This window comes from Lichenicola sp., from assembly GCF_965198575.1.
Taxonomy (GTDB): domain Bacteria; phylum Pseudomonadota; class Alphaproteobacteria; order Acetobacterales; family Acetobacteraceae; genus Lichenicola.
On the sequence record NZ_OZ240671.1, the window covers coordinates 3070064 to 3087484 of the forward strand.

The 17421-nt window shown below is 64.6% G+C and carries 18 protein-coding genes and 1 pseudogene; 11 read left to right on the forward strand and 8 right to left on the reverse strand.

The window, feature by feature from the left end; genetic code table 11:
* Positions 1-253: 253 nt before the first annotated feature.
* From ACOEQ2_RS13930 to ACOEQ2_RS13960, 7 genes are all read left to right on the forward strand, one after another.
* Entirely contained in the window at positions 254-925 is a 672-nt protein-coding gene (locus tag ACOEQ2_RS13930) for a LysR substrate-binding domain-containing protein (protein ID WP_419728571.1), read from the forward strand.
* Positions 926-1579: 654 nt separating this feature from the next.
* Positions 1580-2179 (forward strand): cytochrome b/b6 domain-containing protein, encoded by a 600-nt coding sequence (locus ACOEQ2_RS13935; protein WP_419728572.1) that lies wholly within the window; start codon positions 1580-1582, stop codon positions 2177-2179.
* Positions 2176-2949: a molybdopterin-dependent oxidoreductase gene (locus ACOEQ2_RS13940; RefSeq protein WP_419728573.1), complete on the forward strand. Its 774-nt coding sequence runs from the start codon at positions 2176-2178 to the stop codon at positions 2947-2949. Before ACOEQ2_RS13935 ends, ACOEQ2_RS13940 begins: the two co-directional genes overlap by 4 nt.
* 12 nt (positions 2950-2961) lie before the next feature.
* Positions 2962-3417: a hypothetical protein gene (locus ACOEQ2_RS13945; protein WP_419728574.1), complete on the forward strand. Its 456-nt coding sequence runs from the start codon at positions 2962-2964 to the stop codon at positions 3415-3417.
* Between the two features lie 84 nt (positions 3418-3501).
* A complete protein-coding gene (locus ACOEQ2_RS13950) occupies positions 3502-4164 on the forward strand; it encodes a hypothetical protein (protein WP_419728575.1) in 663 nt (220 codons plus the stop codon).
* Positions 4165-4209: 45 nt separating this feature from the next.
* Entirely contained in the window at positions 4210-4386 is a 177-nt protein-coding gene (locus ACOEQ2_RS13955; RefSeq protein WP_419728576.1) for a hypothetical protein, read from the forward strand.
* Positions 4387-4419: 33 nt separating this feature from the next.
* Positions 4420-4818, forward strand: a complete 399-nt coding sequence (locus ACOEQ2_RS13960) for an NAD(P)H-dependent oxidoreductase (RefSeq protein ID WP_419731230.1) — start codon at positions 4420-4422, stop codon at positions 4816-4818.
* On the opposite strand, the gene ACOEQ2_RS13965 is transcribed toward ACOEQ2_RS13960, so the two are convergent.
* Together ACOEQ2_RS13965 and ACOEQ2_RS13970 are read right to left on the reverse strand one after the other, a co-directional pair.
* Complete coding sequence (locus tag ACOEQ2_RS13965; RefSeq protein WP_419728577.1) at positions 4734-5375, reverse strand: NrsF family protein; 642 nt, start codon at positions 5373-5375, stop codon at positions 4734-4736. The genes ACOEQ2_RS13960 and ACOEQ2_RS13965 overlap by 85 nt on opposite strands.
* Positions 5365-5868 carry a sigma factor gene (locus ACOEQ2_RS13970; protein WP_419728578.1) on the reverse strand — a complete coding sequence of 168 codons (504 nt, stop codon included), beginning with the start codon at positions 5866-5868 and terminating at the stop codon, positions 5365-5367. The genes ACOEQ2_RS13965 and ACOEQ2_RS13970 overlap by 11 nt, the downstream gene beginning before the upstream one ends.
* An 817-nt stretch (positions 5869-6685) precedes the next feature.
* On the opposite strand from ACOEQ2_RS13970, the gene ACOEQ2_RS13975 reads away from it, so the two are divergent.
* Complete coding sequence (locus ACOEQ2_RS13975; RefSeq protein ID WP_419728579.1) at positions 6686-7111, forward strand: DoxX family protein; 426 nt, start codon at positions 6686-6688, stop codon at positions 7109-7111.
* 473 nt (positions 7112-7584) lie between these two features.
* Here the strand turns inward: ACOEQ2_RS13975 and ACOEQ2_RS13980 are convergent.
* Positions 7585-7656, reverse strand: a pseudogene (locus ACOEQ2_RS13980) (hypothetical protein); the annotation flags it as partial.
* A gap of 643 nt (positions 7657-8299) precedes the next feature.
* Here ACOEQ2_RS13980 and ACOEQ2_RS13985 point away from each other — a divergent pair.
* Complete coding sequence (locus tag ACOEQ2_RS13985; RefSeq protein WP_419728580.1) at positions 8300-10081, forward strand: Hint domain-containing protein; 1782 nt, start codon at positions 8300-8302, stop codon at positions 10079-10081.
* A gap of 24 nt (positions 10082-10105) precedes the next feature.
* Here the strand turns inward: ACOEQ2_RS13985 and ACOEQ2_RS13990 are convergent, their stop codons facing one another.
* Positions 10106-10567, reverse strand: a complete 462-nt coding sequence (locus tag ACOEQ2_RS13990; RefSeq protein WP_419728581.1) for a nuclear transport factor 2 family protein — start codon at positions 10565-10567, stop codon at positions 10106-10108.
* A gap of 255 nt (positions 10568-10822) precedes the next feature.
* On the opposite strand from ACOEQ2_RS13990, the gene ACOEQ2_RS13995 reads away from it, so the two are divergent.
* On the forward strand, positions 10823-11338 hold the full coding sequence (locus ACOEQ2_RS13995; RefSeq protein ID WP_419728582.1) for a YybH family protein: 516 nt from the start codon (positions 10823-10825) through the stop codon (positions 11336-11338).
* Positions 11339-11403: 65 nt separating this feature from the next.
* Positions 11404-12135: an SDR family oxidoreductase gene (locus ACOEQ2_RS14000; protein ID WP_419728583.1), complete on the forward strand. Its 732-nt coding sequence runs from the start codon at positions 11404-11406 to the stop codon at positions 12133-12135.
* 11 nt (positions 12136-12146) lie between these two features.
* Here the strand turns inward: ACOEQ2_RS14000 and ACOEQ2_RS14005 are convergent, their stop codons facing one another.
* From ACOEQ2_RS14005 to ACOEQ2_RS14020, 4 genes are read right to left on the reverse strand one after another with little or no spacing between them, the layout of a single operon-like run.
* Positions 12147-13799: an FGGY-family carbohydrate kinase gene (locus ACOEQ2_RS14005; RefSeq protein WP_419728584.1), complete on the reverse strand. Its 1653-nt coding sequence runs from the start codon at positions 13797-13799 to the stop codon at positions 12147-12149.
* A gap of 11 nt (positions 13800-13810) precedes the next feature.
* Positions 13811-14878 carry a zinc-binding dehydrogenase gene (locus tag ACOEQ2_RS14010; RefSeq protein ID WP_419728585.1) on the reverse strand — a complete coding sequence of 356 codons (1068 nt, stop codon included), beginning with the start codon at positions 14876-14878 and terminating at the stop codon, positions 13811-13813.
* 55 nt (positions 14879-14933) lie between these two features.
* Positions 14934-15923 carry an ABC transporter permease gene (locus ACOEQ2_RS14015; RefSeq protein WP_419728586.1) on the reverse strand — a complete coding sequence of 330 codons (990 nt, stop codon included), beginning with the start codon at positions 15921-15923 and terminating at the stop codon, positions 14934-14936.
* Positions 15910-17418: a sugar ABC transporter ATP-binding protein gene (locus ACOEQ2_RS14020; RefSeq protein ID WP_419728587.1), complete on the reverse strand. Its 1509-nt coding sequence runs from the start codon at positions 17416-17418 to the stop codon at positions 15910-15912. Before ACOEQ2_RS14020 ends, ACOEQ2_RS14015 begins: the two co-directional genes overlap by 14 nt.
* Positions 17419-17421: the final 3 nt, after the last annotated feature.

Below are 17421 nucleotides of genomic sequence, written 5' to 3' on the forward strand. Positions count from 1 at the left end.
GGTCGCACGGCCGTAGGTCTCGGCGATCTCGCACCCGAATGCGACGGCCGCGCAGGCTTTCGGGTCCGACGATGCGCCGCGGCGGTCCAGCGCGATCTCGGCGCTGTCGATCGTGGCGAGCTTCAGGCCGAAATAGGTGGCGCTCTGCTCACGCGTCTTGACGTCCAGGGCACTGCCCAGAGCGCCACTGAGGCCCGGACAGGACTGCAGGGCTCAGCGCCACCAGTCAGAAAAAATCCGGAACGGCTCCCGATTGCTTTTCCATTACGTTCAGGAGAGGTGGGGGCGGCGGGGGCAGCTTCAACGGCGGGAACAGCAATTTTGGGACGGCCGCCGGCAAATTGCGGTAATCACGCCTGTCGACGACTATTTATTGCAAAGTGCGCAAGGATCGATGGACCGTTCCGATAGCATGCGAGCGTTCATCGCCGCCGCCACTCTGGGCAGCTCTGCCCAGGCTGCGCATATTGCCGTCCGTGATCACCCGGTCCATTGCGGAGCTGACGCTTTTGAATCGGACTTCGGTTCGTTTACTGAGCAGAGCGAGCTCTATCTCGAGAGTTACCGGCAGGTCCTTGAGGATACCAAGCCTCCTGGAGCGCTGCAGGTCGCGGCACCCATCATGTTCGGGCGGCGGCATGTGCTCCCGATCATGACCCGGCTCTCGATCATGCACTCGGGCCTGGCGATTCGTTTGACGCTCCCGGATCGGAACGCCCACCGGGCGGAGGGAGCCATTGACGTCGCAGTGCGCGTCGGTGATCTCGTCGACAGCAGCATGATGGCGATCCGCTTGGGGTCGGTCAGCAGAGGCCTGTTTGCAGATCCTGATCATCTGGAGCGCCGGAACATTCCGGAAGCGCCGAACGAATTCACGGCACACGACATCATCGCGTTGGAGAGATTGGACACTACCAACGAATAGCGCTTCGGTCCAACCAAAAAAGTGCCTGCTTCACCATGAACGTCCATGAATATTTCAGGACAAGCCACTGATCCCGATCGAGACCCGGATGGTTCCCGAGTTCGATGGTGGAGATCCCGCCGACTTGCGGCGACCTGATGCGGGAAGCAGGTTATCAGGGTCTTTGTAAGACTTATGCAGTCATAAGGGATTATACGGCGAGATCTATCTGCCACCCGAGTGTCTAATCAGCAGCGGCACTCGGATCGAGCTGACTGATATCCGATCGGCGTCCAGAAAAATCGGTATCGGCAGGTCCACCCATGCTTGAGCTCATAGCGAGCGTTGCTCACGAGGCACTCCGGGCGCGACGCCCAGCCGGTCCCGTTCTCCATGAAACCTGAAAAAAAATCGTCACCACGGCCCGAAGACGGGCGACATGGCGCTGCGCCCCACCCGCGACAAGACCGGCCAGGCTCGCGAGCTACGGTGTGACCTTCGCCTCGGCCCGCGGCAGTACGTCTCGAGGCGACATGCAGCACCGCATTGACCGGTAACTTTCCTGCCGCATCCGGCGAAGACTATTCATCACGCGAGGAAGCTCAGATGGGTAGAACCGTATCGACCGCCTCAAGACGTCGAGGCCGGCGACTGCATCCCGTCCCGATCAGGATCATGCACTGGACGAACGCGGCCGCCATGCTGATCATGATCACCTCCGGCTGGGGCATCTACGATGACGACGTCGTCATACGGGGCCTGCACATTCCGCACGCACTGCGGCTCGGGGATTGGGCGGCGCCGTCGCTGAACTGGCATTTTGCCGGCATGTGGCTACTCGTCCTGAACGGCTTGGCCTATCTCGGTTACGGCCTCGTCACCGGCCGCCTTCGGGAGCGATTGCTGCCGATCCGCTTCTCCGACCTGGTCGCGACAGTGCGCGACACGCTCCATCTCAGGATCTCGCACGAGGACCTGACCACCTACAACGCGGTGCAGAAAGTCCTCTACGTGGTCGTGATCCTTGCGGCCGCGTCACAGGTCGTGACCGGACTGGCGATCTGGAAGCCGGTCCAGTTCTCCGGATTGGTTTCTCTGCTCGGCGGTTTCCAGGGCGCGCGCCTCATCCACTTCCTGGGCATGAGCGTGATCGTCGGTTTCCTCCTCGTGCACATCCTGCTGTCGTTGCTGGTGCCGCAGACGCTGTGGGCCATGCTGGCAGGCGGGCCGCGGGTCGGGCCATCCGGACATGGCGAGCCGGCGCCGCTGCCATGAGGTCTCCGTTCCGGCCCGAGACGCTTCCCGACCCGGCGATCCTCGACGATCACCGGCCGCTGATCCGATCGCTGGAACGGCGGCGGTTGATCCGCGGTGGTCTGTCACTGGGTGCGCTGACCATGCTGACCGGCTGCGACGTACGACGCCCCGCGTCCGTGCAGGCTGCACTTCTGGCCATCCGCGACCTGAACGACCGCGTGCAGGCGCTGCTGTTCGATCCGAATAAACTGGCGCCGACCTACCCGGCCTCGATGGTCATGAATCCGCCCAGGTTCAACGCCTTCTACGACGTGATGAAGGTCAAGCCGGTGGACGGCGCTCGATGGCGCCTCGAGCTGTCCGGACTGATCGCCGACAAGCGGCCCTGGACGGTGGAGCAGGTCAACGCGCTGCCGCAGCGCACCGAGATCATCAAGCACGTCTGCGTCGAGGGTTGGGACTATATCGGGCAATGGTCCGGCGTGCCGTTCCGCGCCTTCCTGGAACATGTCGGGGCCGACCTGAGCGCGCGGTATGTCGGTTTCCGCTGCGCCGACGATTATACCAGCAGCATCGACATGGCGAGCGCGCTGCATCCTCAGACCTTGCTCGCGACCCGGTATGGCGACGACGTCCTGGCCGACCCGTTCGGCTACCCGCTGCGCCTGCGCATGTCGACCAAGCTCGGCTACAAGAACCCGAAATGGATCACCGCGATCGAAGTGAGTAATGTCCGACCAGACGACATGTGGGACAAGCCTGGCTACTCATGGTTTGCCGGGCTCTAGAGCGGGTCGCACATGATAAGCTTCCTCATCTTCCTGATCGGGCTTGTGCTGAGCGCTCCGGCGCTGGCGCAAAGCCACACTCCCGGCGGCATGCCACCGCCCTCGGGCATGAGCCTGGCCCAGTCCACCGCCATGCGGTTCCCGCAGCCGATACGGGCGGGGAGTCTGCTGCACCGGTTGGTTCTGCGACCGGTGGAGAGCCAGACCGTGCTCGGTCACGTGGTGCAGGTGGTCCGCGATGGAACCGGCACGATCGAAATCGTCGTCGCGTATGGCGGCTTCCTCGGGATCGGCAGTCGGCCGATCGCGGTTCCGATCGATGCCACGGTGCTGCTCGGTACCGTCATGGAAATCGTCGCCTTCACGCCCGAACAATTGCAGCGCCTGCCGACCTTCACCGGTGACGGCACGACACCGTTGCCGCCAGATACCGTGCTCCGGATCGGGCTTGCCAAACCATCCCACTGATTGGCGTCGATCGGATGCTGCACATTCCAGATCGACTGGCTCCGGACCCGTTCAGCCGGATCACGGACGAAGGACATTGACATCATGAGCCATGACAACCCTGTGATCGACTTATTCAATTTCCTGATCGGCAACACCGGTGACTATAATCGCTTCGGATATTCCAAGTATATTTCAGTTGTGTTCTATCTATGCCTGCTCGCCGGAGGCCTATACGTCGCAGTCCTGAACTGGTCGCGCGACCCCGAGCAGCGGACCGGTTATCATTTCTGGGTCGCCGCGATGCGTATGACCGCCGCCGGGATGTGGATCCAGGGCACGATATGGAAACTTCCTCTTCCGGTTGCGGCCGGCTTCAAATACTGGCTGGATCAGGAGGCGAAATTCAGCTCGGTCCCGCTTCTTACCACCCTCATGCACAGCCTGTTCATTCCCTACATCGCGTTGCTGCAGCCCGTGGTTTATCTGGTAGAGATCTTCTTCACCATTTCGCTGACGCTGGGGATAGCAGTACGACTGTCGGGAATTGTCGCAGTCCTCTTCACCATCCAGCTCTGGCTGGGCCTCTACAACGATCCGACGGAATGGCCCTGGACCTACATGGCCATCATATGTGCGCATGGGATGTTCGCCGCAGCCTGTGCCGGGCGCAGTCTTGGTCTCGATCACCTGCTCCGCGGACGCGCCGAGCTTGTTCCCGCACGCTCGCAGCCGCTTCTCGCGCGCGTCTATGCGTTATCCTCCTGATGACGGCGTCAAGCATCTGGTCGCAGGATGCCCGGGCGTGGCCCGATGTCGATCTCGCGAGGTCTGAGCGGTATCTTCGAGAAGGAATGGCTCCGCTTGAACGAAGGCGGCCGGGTCGTGCGCCGCGATTTGATGAGCTCCGGCATTCCCTACATGGACCTGGACTGGAGTGCCGGCATCTACGCTCCGCCGGATATCGAGCGGACAGAACCCATGCGGTAGGCGCCGGCTTCGTCGGAGGAGTTGATCGACGAGGTGTGCCCGACGGATCGCATCCTGATCGGCACGCCCATGTACAACTTCAGCGTCCCCGCCGTTCTCAAGTCGTGGATCGACTACATCGTGCGCCCGGGGTTCACCTTCTCGCCTGGGCGTGAGCCGGGGCGCCGTGGCGCTCGTCGACCATGTCGCGAAGTTCGAGGAGTCCGTCGTCAATGCCGCAAGAAGCTGATGCGCTGGATCCGCGGCCATGACGGCTTCGGAGTGTTCGGCGCACGCAGACAGTCGTCGATCCTGCCGCCGGCTGCGCAGACAGACCCCGGGGCGCCGCCGGGTGTCGGCCCATCATCTTACCAGCGGCTGAGTATTGGCAGCAGCAGGCGGCCACAGACAGCGATGAGTGAGCAGGTCGCGGTGTACCAGAAGGCGATGTAGAGCGGGTCGTCGAAGGGGCAGGTGAACACGAAGACGAAGGCGCCCCAGGCCGCCGAAGCGATCCCGATGCTCCATGCGGTGCCCTGCCGGTCGGTCGGCGCGGCCCTCTGCATCAGGATTGCGAGGCCCATGAATACCGGCAGAGCCAGCAGCACCATCTTGTAGAGACACTCCACGCCGTGCCTCCAGTCGAGCCGGGCATCGACCGACGACCATCCGGCCCGTGCGGAATTCAGTCCCCATCCGACCGCAAGGCAGATCGAGACGATTGCCAGGGTCAACTGCACTCCCCGACGCGGCGATCCGGCAGGGTGGAACGAGACCACCGCGGTCATTCCACTGACCGCGGCAATCAGCCCGAGGCTGACGAGCTTCCACCAGAGGCTTGGATGGTGCATGGCCGCCTGCATGTCCGGACGCATGGCGCCCATGAGCAGGAACAGCGCCAGCTCGACGAGGCATATCCCCCCGATGACAAGGCCGTCGCCGGCAGCGCTGCGTCGCCGTACAGGCTTGAGGTCAAGGGTTAGCTGGTCGATCAGGGAGTCATTCAGCATCGGCACGCCCCTGTATCATCTCGCTCAGCCGTTCAAGGCCGCGATGGATCGTCACCTTCACACGGGAAATGGTTTGCCCGGTCCGGCCGGATGCCTGCTTGCTGCCGAGCCTTTGCAGCTCCACCGGCCGGACCACGTCGGCCTTCGCGGGCTTGCGGTCCTTGAGCAGGATTTCGAGGGCTGAGGCGCTGGACACGGCATTCCCATGATCGGCAATCGGGCGGTGCTTGCGGGGTGCTCCCGCCGGGTGCGACGTCATGGCGCGCAGGCGGTCGATCCACTTGTAGCGTGCGATGGCATCGAGCCAGGCGACGAACGGCCGCTCGGCGTCATAGGTGTGTCGCTTCTCGTGCACCGCAAGGAGCGCGTCCTGGACAGCATCATCAACCATCGCCGGTGGCAGCCGGCGGTGGTAGTAGCAGCGAAGCCAGGCGCAGATCTCGCCGAGCAGCACGCGGTAGCTCGCAGCATCACCCGCCTGGGCTGCCGCCATCATCGTGTCCCACTCAGACTCGGCCAAACGGTCACCGTCGACGCTGCTCCTGCCTGATCGCAAGCCGCATTGCCCCGAAACCCTAGATCGTCCAGCGGCCTGACGCGAGTACGGCGACCGGGTGGGTGCTGCGACCGCGACCGACGTCCCGGCCGCCAGCACTGCGATCCGCCGGACCGTGCGCCCGCGGGCATCCACCGCGAGGCTGCGTCCCCGCGCCGGACCCAACCGCCGGCGCACGAGACTTGCCGTTCGGGGCGGGTTGGCGCTTACCTTGGCGCCGCAAGGCTGGCAGGCATCCTCCGGCCCGCGGCACCGGTCATCGTGTGGTGACGCAGGTCACGTGCTGACCATGCGTGCCGATCCGGCGACGGTCCTGGTTCCGTACGGGCAGGCCATCGCCCATCGAGCGCGGACACTGCCGACTGGCATGGAGGCTACCGGCACCGGTCCGTGTCCGCCGCATACCGGATGGCGCGCCGAGGCCGGGACTATCCGGTTCGACGTGAGTCATGTCCGTGCGGGAAACCCGGTCGGAGCATCACCCGATCGACCTTGATTATCGGTCGGATGGAGATGCTCGCCAAGACAACGAACCGGAGCCGCTTCCGGTCCCTTTCGATCGGAAAAAGCCCCAGCCGGCCTGCGGTCCTTGCGTGAGTGGGAAAGTCGTTTGCGAGGCTACCCAGTAATCGGCTGCCAGGCGGCACTCTAGGCTCGGTCCCGTTCGACAGGATGGTGACAAGATGACAGTTCGAAGCGTTCGGCGCGGCGGCACGCCACTGCGCGTCATGGGCTGCATCCACAGGAAATGCCGGTGCGTCCCTGGTTGCGCTGCATGAACGCGATCCGCTTCATCGACCTGCCGGCGCGTTTCCTGATGTCGCTGCTGTTCCTGGTATCGGGCTTCAGCAAGCTGGCCGGGAATACTGCCATCCAGGGCTACATGAAAGCCTACGGGGTGCCCGGCATCCTGTCCTGGCCGGCGGCGGCGTGGGAGATCAGTGCCGGGCTGTTGCTGCTGGTGGGGCTGTGGATCCGGCCGGTCTCGATCCTGCTGGCGGGCTGGTGCCTGCTCACTGCCGCCATCTTCCATACGGCGTTCTCCGACCAGAACCAGATGGTCAATTTCTTCAAGAACATGACGATGGCTGGCGGTTTTCTGCTGATCGCCCGGACCCACCCGATCGCACTGAGCCTCGATGCCTGGCGGCTGGGACGCATGACCAACCCGGCAGCGTAAACCCCGGTGGTGGACGTGACGCGGCTCGATCGCCGTGGTCGCGGCAGATCACGGCACTCGCCCGGGATTTTTTGTCGCCGGATTGCTGTTCGGCCGGCTCACGGTGGCGGCGTTCGTCCGCTTCCCGGCCATGATGGCACATCGGGAAAGACCGTCGGCGCCATCCGCTAGGTGAAGTCCTGGAACACCGGAACCGGTTGCGGCAGGCGGCGGTTTGCACGGATCGGCCAGCGACATACCGAATACCGAGAAACGCCGATTCGGCATGATCTCTATGAGGCGCCCGTCACGCATCAACTCCGGCTGCACGATCGGCGGCAGGTCTCCGGCCCCGCTAGCCAACCAGCACGCCGCTGGTGACGCCGAAGAAATCACCGATGCCGACATGCGGCAGGAACGAGATCGCCTCCTGGTCCTGTCCGTTCAAGGTCGGCAACCTGCCGGCTCACCGTCGAGACCGGCATCTTGAGGCGACGAGCTGCTTCCGAGAACCTGCGCGCCTCGATCACCTTGGCAAACACGATCAGGGCGTTCAGGTCAGGCATCCACGTCCTCCCTGCCACGGACCGGACTGATGCGGCGTGGGTCTCGATGCTCCAAATTGCCGCGCCTCCGGGCCGGACGGGGAGGGGACCACGTCGCCGGGTCCGGGTCCGTATCGATCGGGACGGCTGGATCACCTTGACCAGCAGAGTCTGGGGCCCGGGATCGTGCCCTCCGGGCCGCGGCTCCGCGCCGGTCGATCAGCGAGCACCCGGAGGTGTTGGACACCAGCGGCCAGGCGGCGCGACTGCCTGATCCCGTCGTCTGGATGATTTCCGTCCCGACAGTCGGCCAGGGCGCCTCAAGGGCGGAACGGCCATCGACGATCTCGCAGTCAAAGGGCAGGGACCGCAGTATAGAGGCAATCGTTAAAACCATATCAAAGTATTGATCCGGCCCAGGCAATCAACTCATCAACGTAATACAGCCGTGAATTGTCTAATAAAAGACCGAAATCCCATACCGTGCGGAGTGCATGATATTACATCACGGACCGTTTATAAATCAACAAAAAACCTCTTTGAACGATTTCAGCGACTATTTGAGGTGACTTGAACTGGGGCTTTCGCTATTCGACCGATGCGATGCTTTTGAAGCAACGATTATCGTTATTACAGCGCATGTGGCGCCTAGTCTGGGGATATCATGGCCAATACTTACGTGACCGAGACTCTCACCGGCGCCACATTCTACGATAAGACGACACACACCACGACAGCATTCAGCGGCACCTGGCTTGCCGAATACGATTCCAGCGGCAATCTCATCTCGATCTATAATCCGAGCTTCACCATCACGCCGGATTGCGGGACTGCAACGACCTGGGATTGTGCCACCCCGTCGGGAACCAGGTCGGCGCATCAGATCCAGGCCACCGGAAGCAGCAGCACCGCCTACTCGAAGCTCAACATCGGCTATTCCGGCGAGACGCCGACCACGCTGGCTGCCTCGACGACGTCGGTCTTCAACGCTGCCACCGGCAATACGGATACCCTGCAGAAAACCGGCACCATCACCAGCTCGGCGGACAAGGCTGTCACCACGACGATCAAGGACGCGGTCTTTGCGAACGGCGCGACGCTGACCGGCACCTGGACCGCGATCTACAACGCGGCAGGCGTGCTCGAGGCTGTCGAGAACGCGACGTTCACCGTGACCGGCACCAACGGCCTGTCGAACACCTTCACCAGCGCCGGCACGCTGCCCTATGCCGACACGGCCAGCGGTAGCTCATACGAGATCCATTTCGATTCCGTCACAGGCAGGGGTGATTTCAATTCCCTGTATGTCGACTGGAAGACCGAGACCCCGACCGCGTTTTTCCAGGGCACGCAGTCGCTCTACACCTCGGTGAAGGAGAATTGCTCGGACCCGATCCGCCTGGTCAAGGACGGCAGCACCACTGCGCCGGTCGAGCCGGTATGCTGCTTCCTGCGCGGCACCCTGATCGCCACGCCCTCGGGTGACGTTGCGGTCGAGGCGCTCGGCGTGGGCGACGTGGTGAGCGTGCTCGAGGACGGCAACCGGGTCGGCCGGCCGCTCGTCTGGGCAGGCCGGGGCCGGATGGACGCCGCTGTCGCCGGTTACGCGGACGATGCGTTTCCGGTCCGTATCCGCCGGCACGCCTTCGCCCCCAACGTGCCGGCCCGCGATCTGCTGGTGACGCCCGAGCATTGCATACTTACCGCAGCCGGCCTCACCCCGGCGCGCATGCTGGTGAACGGCGCTTCGATCCTGATCGACCGCAGCCTTCCCGAGTACGAGTTCTTCCATGTCGAGCTCGAGACCCACGGCATCCTGCTGTCCGAGGGGCTGGCGACCGAGAGCTATCTCGATACTGGCAATCGTGGCCTGTTCGAGGACGGCTTGCATGAAGCCGGCCAGGCGTCCGGCAACGTGCTGCGCGGGCCCACCATGGCGGCACCGCTGGCGGTCGCGCGTGCGGTCGTCGAGCCGATCTGGCGCGAGCTTGCCGACCGCGCCGCCGGCCTCGGTTTCGAGGGCCTCCGGGACGCGCCGGTGTGCACCAGCCAGCCCGACCTGCGCCTGCTGCTCGAGGATGGCGCCGAGATCGGGTGCGCCTGGATGGCCGACCGCCACTACATGTTCCAGATCCCCCGTCACGCGCGGGTCGTTGGGCTGCTCTCCCGCTCGGCAGTGCCGGCGCAACTGATCGGACCGTTCGTCGATGACCGTCGCAGCCTCGGTGTCGCGGTCGAGAAGCTGGTGCTGTGGAGCGGCCTGGACGAGACCGTTCTTCCGGTAGCGGACCTGGCGCTTGATGGCTGGTATGGCGCCGAGGGCGGTGTGCGCTGGACCAACGGCCAGGCAGCGCTGGACCTGCCGGCCGCGTCCGAGACCACCTATCTCGACGTGCACCTGGCCGCCACGATGCTCTATGCGGAGCAGCTGCTGCAGGCGGCGTAGAGCCTGGTCCGATGCCGGGCGCGATCAGACCTCGATCTGGTCGCCGCCCGGATTGCTGCGGATCATCCAGTGACCACCGCTCCGGAACGACGCGGTGGTCGCGAAGGTGTCCTCCATGAATTGCATATGATGGCAGATGCCGTCCTTGACCCGACCCAGCACCACGAATGGTGACGTGACCGTCTGCGACAGCACCATCGAGGTGTAGGTGAAACGGCCGAAGATCGCGGCCTTCTCGCCATCATCGAGCTCGGCCTCGACCTGGAAGTCGTCGATCCTCCAGTATCGGCCGACATCGACGAAGGTTTGCACGATGGCCTCCGGGCCGTACGAGGTTCCGCACCAGGGCATGACACGCTTGAGGTCGGGGTTGTCGTAATTGAGCGAAACGTAGGTCACGTCGGGCGTCACCAGCGACCGGACATGATCGAGGTTTTCCGGATCTGCGAGTATGGCGGTCATCACTCCGAGAGCGGTCATGGTCATCGACTGGCTGTCCTTCGACGGCAATGCACCCGCCCCGCTGGACGGTGTCTCGCGCCAGCCTGGGTGAACCTGCTCCCGTCCGGTAGTCGCGGCACCCGGGAATGAGCTTTCCACGATTGCGCAGCACCGCTGCCGTGCCTGGCCGTTACCGCACGATTCCGGGAAGCTGTTTTCCGCGAACTTCGGCTACCGGCATCGGGACTGATCGCCTAGGACTCCGTTTTCGATATCCGGAAGGTTCGGAAGGATGATCTCATGCAATCCAGGTGGCTGCTCTATCCGACGACGGGAGCGCTCCTCATGCTCGCGGTGGTCGCACCCGTCCCGGGCGCCGCGAGTGACGCGGCTCGTGCAGCGACGCACGGCATGACGGACCAGGCGCACGCCGGCATCGAACGCACGATGGCGGCCTACAACGCGGCACTGAACGGCGGCGACACCGCAGCGGTGCTGCCGCTGTACACCGAGACCGGCGTGTTCATGGCGCCGTTCAGCCAGTCCTCGATCGGTCGTGATGCGGTCAGGACCGCTTACGACGCAGTGTTCGCCGAGCTGAAATTCAACGTGAAGTTCAATATCGCCGAGATCATGCAGATGGCGCCGAACTGGGCGTTCGTGCGAACGAACTCGGCCGGGACCACGCTGCACCATTCGACCGGCAGGACGACATCCGAGGCCAACCAGGAACTGTTCATCCTGGAGAAGGGGCACGACGGGACATGGCGGATCGCGCGCTACAGCTTCTCGCCGACAAACCCGCCCGCCACTTGACGCGGGGGTGATCGGCCTGCCTGATCGCGCGGGTTTTCGCCGGTGCGAGGGGCAGGTACGTGGACATGACAGGCAGGCTTTCGGGACATCGCGTGCTGGTCACCGGTGCCGGCAAGGGGATCGGCCGCGAGACGGTGCGCCGGCTGGTCGCGGATGGGGCTAGGGTGACCGCGCTGAGCCGACAGCCGGACGACCTCGCGAGCCTTGCCGAGGAGACCGGCTGCGACATCATCGCGGTCGATCTGGCACGCCTGGATGACGCGGTTGCCGCGGTGACGGCCGCCTTGCCGTTCGACGCGCTGGTCAACAATGCCGGCATCACCTCGCTCGAGCCGGTGCTGACCGCCTCGATGGCGAACTTCAACGCAGTGATGGCGATCAACGCAGCAGCCCCATTGCGGCTTGCGCAGGTGGTTGCGGGCGACCTGGTGCGTCGCGGCAAGGGGGGCGTGATCGTCAACGTGTCCTCGACGGCGGCGTCGGTGGGCCTGCCCGATCACGCCGCCTACTGCGCGTCGAAGGCCGCCCTCGACGCGATAACCCGCGTGCTTGCCGTGGAACTCGGCCCGCACGGCATCCGCAGCGTCAGCGTCAACCCGACAGTGACCCTCACGCCGATGGGGCAGCTGGCGTGGTCCGACCCGGCGAAGTCGGGCCCGATGCTGGGGCGGATCCCGCTCGGACGGTTCTGCGACCCGGGCGACGTCGCCGGCGTGATCAGCTTCCTGCTGAGCGACGATGCAGCGATGCTGAACGGCGTGTCGATCAACGTCGATGGTGGCCTGCTGGTGAACTGAACAGGCCGCGCCTACACGATCGCGCTCGTCATCAGGGCGCGGTAGGCGAGCTGGTCATTGTACATCCGCTGGAACACGGCGTATTTCCGGTTGTGATATTCGCGCGCCACGTCCAGGTCCGGATCGATGATCGTGCCCGCGCGGCTCATCGATGCCATAGCCTCGCGGATGCCCGGATACGCACCACCGGCAACGGCGCCAAGAATGGCCGCACCCAGCAGCACCGCTTCCGGCTCACGCGGCAGCACCAGCGCGCAGCCGGTGGCGTCGGCATGTTCGCGCAGGAAGACCGGGTTCTTCGTACCGCCGCCGGAGGCGAGGATGGTGTCAATCGCGTAACCCTGCGCGTTCAGCGTCTCGATGATGTGGCGCGTGCCGTAGGCGATCGCCTGCACGGTCGCGAGATACAGCACAGCGAGATCGTCGGCATCGGCGCCGAGACGCAACCCCGACACCATGCCGCGCAGGCTTGCATCGGCCCGCGGCGAGCGATTGCCGTGGAAATCCGGCATCACATGCAGGTCGCGTGTCAGCGCCGCCGGGAACGGGACGTTCTCGCCCAAATGCTCGAGCCGCAGGTTCAGCAGCTGGTAGATGCTCTGGCCGGTGCTGCCGGCTTCCGCGGCAAGCGCCGGATAGGCCGCGTGGGTGGTGATGACGTGGTCGACCAGGCTACCGGTCGCCGACTGGCCGCCCTCGTTCAGCCACAGGCCGGGGATCATCGCACCGAAATACGGCCCCCATACACCGGGCACGAAATGCGGCTCGTGCGACACCGTCATGTGGCAGCTCGAGGTGCCCCCGACCAATGCCAGGCGGCGCAACAGGTCGTCGTTGTCAGGCGCCTGGCCATCCAGTTCCGCGCCGATGGTGCCGATGCCGCCGGCATGCGCGTCGATCGCCGAGGCACCGACGGGAATTCCCGCGGGCAGGCCAAGCGCCGAGGCAGCGTCCGCGGAAAGCGTGCCGATCGCCTCGCCCATCGGACGGATCGTCGTGCCGATGCGGCGAAACCCCTCGTCGGCCAATTCGCCAAGCCCGATCTTGCGGAAATACTCCTCGTCCCAGCGCGCCTCGTGGCCGAGATAGGTCCATTTGCAGACGGTCGAGCACAGCGAGCGGGTCAGGCTGCCGGTCGCGCGCCAGGTCAGATAGTCGGGCAGGTCGAAGAAATGCGCGGCACCGGCGAACGCAGCCGGCCGGTGCTCGCGGAGCCAGGCGAGCTTGGGGGTTTCCATCTCGAGCGAGATGCGGCCACCGACATAGCGCAGGACCTTGTGGTTGCCCTGGTTGATCCGGTCGGCCTCCGCACCCGCGCGGTGGTCCATCCAGACGATCACGTCCTGGTCCGGAGCCTCATCCGGACCGATCGAGACCGGGCCGCCGGCTTCATCCACCACCACGAGCGAGCAAGTTGCGTCGAAGCCGATGCCGCGCACGGTGATCGGCCCGGCGCCGGCGATCGCCTGCTGCACCGACATGCACACCGCTGCCCAGATGTCGGCGGTGGATTGCTGCACGAACTCGGGCTGCGGACGCCAGATCCGGATCGGCCGGCTCGCCTGCGCCAGCATGGTGCCGTCGAGCGAGAACACGCCGGCACGGGCGCTGCCGGTTCCGACATCGACGCCGATAACGGCCTGCACTGGGGTGTCCGACGCCATGCCAGGTTTCCTCAGGCCATGCTTGCGGCAGACTTCAACAACACCTTGATGCTGTCCAGCGAGTTCGCAACCTTGATGGCCTCGTCCCAGTCCTCAAAGGCGTAGTCGTGGGTGACGATACCGTCCGAGGTGACCAGCCCGCGATCGAGCAGGTCGATGGCGATCGGGTAGCAGTACGGCCCCAGATGCGCGCCACGGATATCGAGCTCCTTGCGGTCGCCGATGATCGACCAGTCGACGCTCGTCTCCTTGCCGAACACCGAGAACTCGACGAAACGACCGAGCTTGCGGATCAGCTCCAGCCCCTGGGTCACGCCACCCGGCGAGCCGGTGGCCTCGATATAGACATCGCAGCCATAGCCGCCGGTCAGCGACTTCACGATCGCGTCGGCGTTCTCGTTCGCCGGATCGATCACCACGTCGGCGCCGAACTTCAAGGCCAGGTCACGACGCTCCTGCACCATGTCGATGACGACGAGCTTTTTCGGCGTGCGCAGATGCGCCACCTGCACCATCATCAGCCCGATCGGTCCGGCGCCGGCGATCACCACCACGTCGTCCAGCTGCATCTCGGCGCGGTTGACGACATGGATCGCGCAGGACAACGGCTCGATGATCGCGGCATCGGCGAGCTTCATTGTTTTCGGGATGGTGTGAACGCGGGCGGTACGGGGGATCAGCATGTATTCCGACATGCCGCCATCGGCGACCTTGCGCTGGAAGCCGAAGATGTTGTGCACCTCGCACATCCAGTATTGCCCGGCGCGGCAGTAGCGGCATTTGTCGCAGGGCACGATCTGCTCGGCGATCACGGTGTCGCCCGCGGCAACGCCGAAATGCTCGGCCGCATCCGGCCCGAGATCGTCGACCACGCCGAAGAACTCGTGGCCGGGGATCACCGGCGCCTTCACCCAGGGGTTCTCGCCCCAGAACATCTTGGCGCCCGACCAGCACTTGCAATCGCTGGCGCAGATGCCGCAGGCGGTGATCCGGATCACCATCTCGCTCGTGCCCGGCGTCGGACGATCGACCTGCTCGACCCGGTAATCTTCCGGGCCGTGGCAGACGACGGCGGTCATCCTGTTATTCTGGCGGTCCATGGCTTGTGCCTTTCAATTCCGAGTTTGCAACGCGTCACGCGCGACGGCGACGCTCGCGGCCGATATAGATCGCCAGCAGGATGATCACGCCCTTCACCACGGTCTGCACATAGGGGTTCACGCCCACCATGTTGAGGCCGTTATTCAAGACACCCAGGAGAAGTGCGCCGAGCAGCGTGCCGATCAGCGAGCCGCGGCCGCCGGCGATCGAGGTGCCGCCGAGAACGACGGCAGCGATCGCGTCCAGCTCGAAACCCTGGCCGGCGTTCGGCTGGCCGCTCATCAGGCGCCCGGTCAGCACGACCGCCGCGATTGCCGCCGTCAGGCCGCTCAACCCGTAGATGAGAAGCTTCGAGCGTGCGACCCGAACACCGGAGAGTCGCGTTGCCGTTTCGTTGCCGCCGATCGCATAGACGTAACGCCCGAACGGCGTCCGCTCGAGCAGCACCCAGCCGACGATATAGACCAGGATCATGATGACGATCGGCGTCTGGATCCCGAGGATCCGACCTTCGCCGAACCAGTTCACCCATGACGGCAAGCCGCTGATCGGATACCCGCCGGTGTAGATCAGTCCAAGCCCGCGGGCGATGCCCATGGTCGCGAGCGTCACGATGATCGGCGGCATTCCGGCGAACGCGACAAAGGCGCCGTTGGCCAGGCCGAACCCGCACCCGACCACCAGGCACAGCACCAGTGCGAGCACGCCGTTCATCCCGGCCGCCATCAGCCCGGCGGCGAGGGTGCCGGACAGCGCCATGACCGCACCCACCGAAAGATCGATGCCACCGGTCAGGATCACGAACGTCATGCCGACCGCAATCAGAGCGTTGATCGAGACCTGGCGCAGGATGTTGGTGATGTTGCTGTACGAGAGGAAGCTGTCGGACGCGAAGATCATCACGATCGAGACGACGACCAGCCCGACCAGCGGATAGAACGAGGAGTAGCGCGACGCCCGGCGCAGGGCCGTCGTGACCTGGTTCGGCCCCCGCGCCGGCGTCAGTGTCTCAGACGAGCTCATGGAGATCTCCCGCGGTCGCGTGGCGCATGATTTCGGCCGGCGCAATGTCGGCGGCCTCGAGGGTGCGAACGATCCTGCCCTCGCGGAACACCGCGACCCGGTCGCTCATGCCGACGATTTCGGGCAACTCCGACGACACCATGATGATGGCGTAGCCGCGTTCGGTCAGTTGCCGCATCAGCGTGTAGATTTCGGCCTTGGCGCCGACATCGATGCCGCGGGTCGGCTCGTCGAAGAACAGGATCTTGCAGTGGTGGTTGAGCCAGCGTGCCAGCACGACCTTCTGCTGGTTGCCGCCCGACAGCGTTTCCACCGTCGTGGCCATGTCGGGCGCCTTGACGCCGACGCGCTTCATCATGTCGGCGGTGGTGGTGCGCTCGAGCGCGAAATCCACGAACGCGCCCATCGACTTGTATTTGCCGAGATTGTTGATCGAGATGTTGTCGCGAATGCTGAAGCTGGTGATCAGTCCCTCGACCTTGCGGCTTTCCGGCAGGATGCCGAGCCCGCTGCTCAGGGCCGCCGCCGGATCGTTCAGCCTTACCGGCTCGCCGTTGATCCGTACGGTCTTGCGGTAGGCCGGATCCGCTCCGAGCACCGCCATCACCGTCTCGGTGCGACCCGAGCCGACCAGCCCGGAGAAGCCCAGGATCTCGCCCTCATGCAGCCGGAACGAATTCACCGGTCCGCCGCGCTCGATTTCCAGGTCCTCGACCTCGAGCACGATCTTCGCATCCGCAGGCCGCGGCGGCTTCGGCGGGAAGCTGCGTTCCAGCCTGCGGCCGACCATCATCTGCACCAGGCTGTCCATGTCGGTATCAACCACCGGAGTGACGCCGATGAACTGGCCGTCACGAAGCACCGTGATCCGGTCGCAGATCTCGAAGATCTCCTCCATGTGGTGCGAGATGAAGATCATCGCCACGCCTTGCTGCTTCAGCGCCCGCATGATGATGAAGAGATGCTCGGCATCGGTTGGCGTGAGTGTCGCCGTCGGCTCGTCCAGGATGAGGATGCGCGCATCCAGCGCCAGCGCCTTGGCGATCTCGATGAATTGCTGCTGGGCGACACTGAGCATGCGCACCTCGACCGACAGGTCGATGGACACTCCGAGCCGTTCGAACAGCCGGACCGCTTCGGCGCGCATTGCCGCCATCTGCAGCAGCCCGAACCGCCGGCGCTCGCGCCCCAGGAAGATGTTCTCGACCGCATTCAGATACGGGATCAGCGAGAATTCCTGGAACACGATGCCGATGCCGGCGGCAACGGCATCGTGGTAGTTGCCGAAATGCTTCTCCTCGCCGGCAATGACGATGTGGCCCTCGTCGGGCGGGATGATGCCGGACAGCACCTTCATCAGCGTCGACTTGCCGGCACCGTTCTCACCGAGCAGCGCATGGATCTCGCCCGGGTTCACCGACAGATCGATCCCGGCGAGCGCCTTTACGCCGGGAAAGCTCTTGCTGATGCCGCGAAGTTCCAGGATCGGATCCATGAC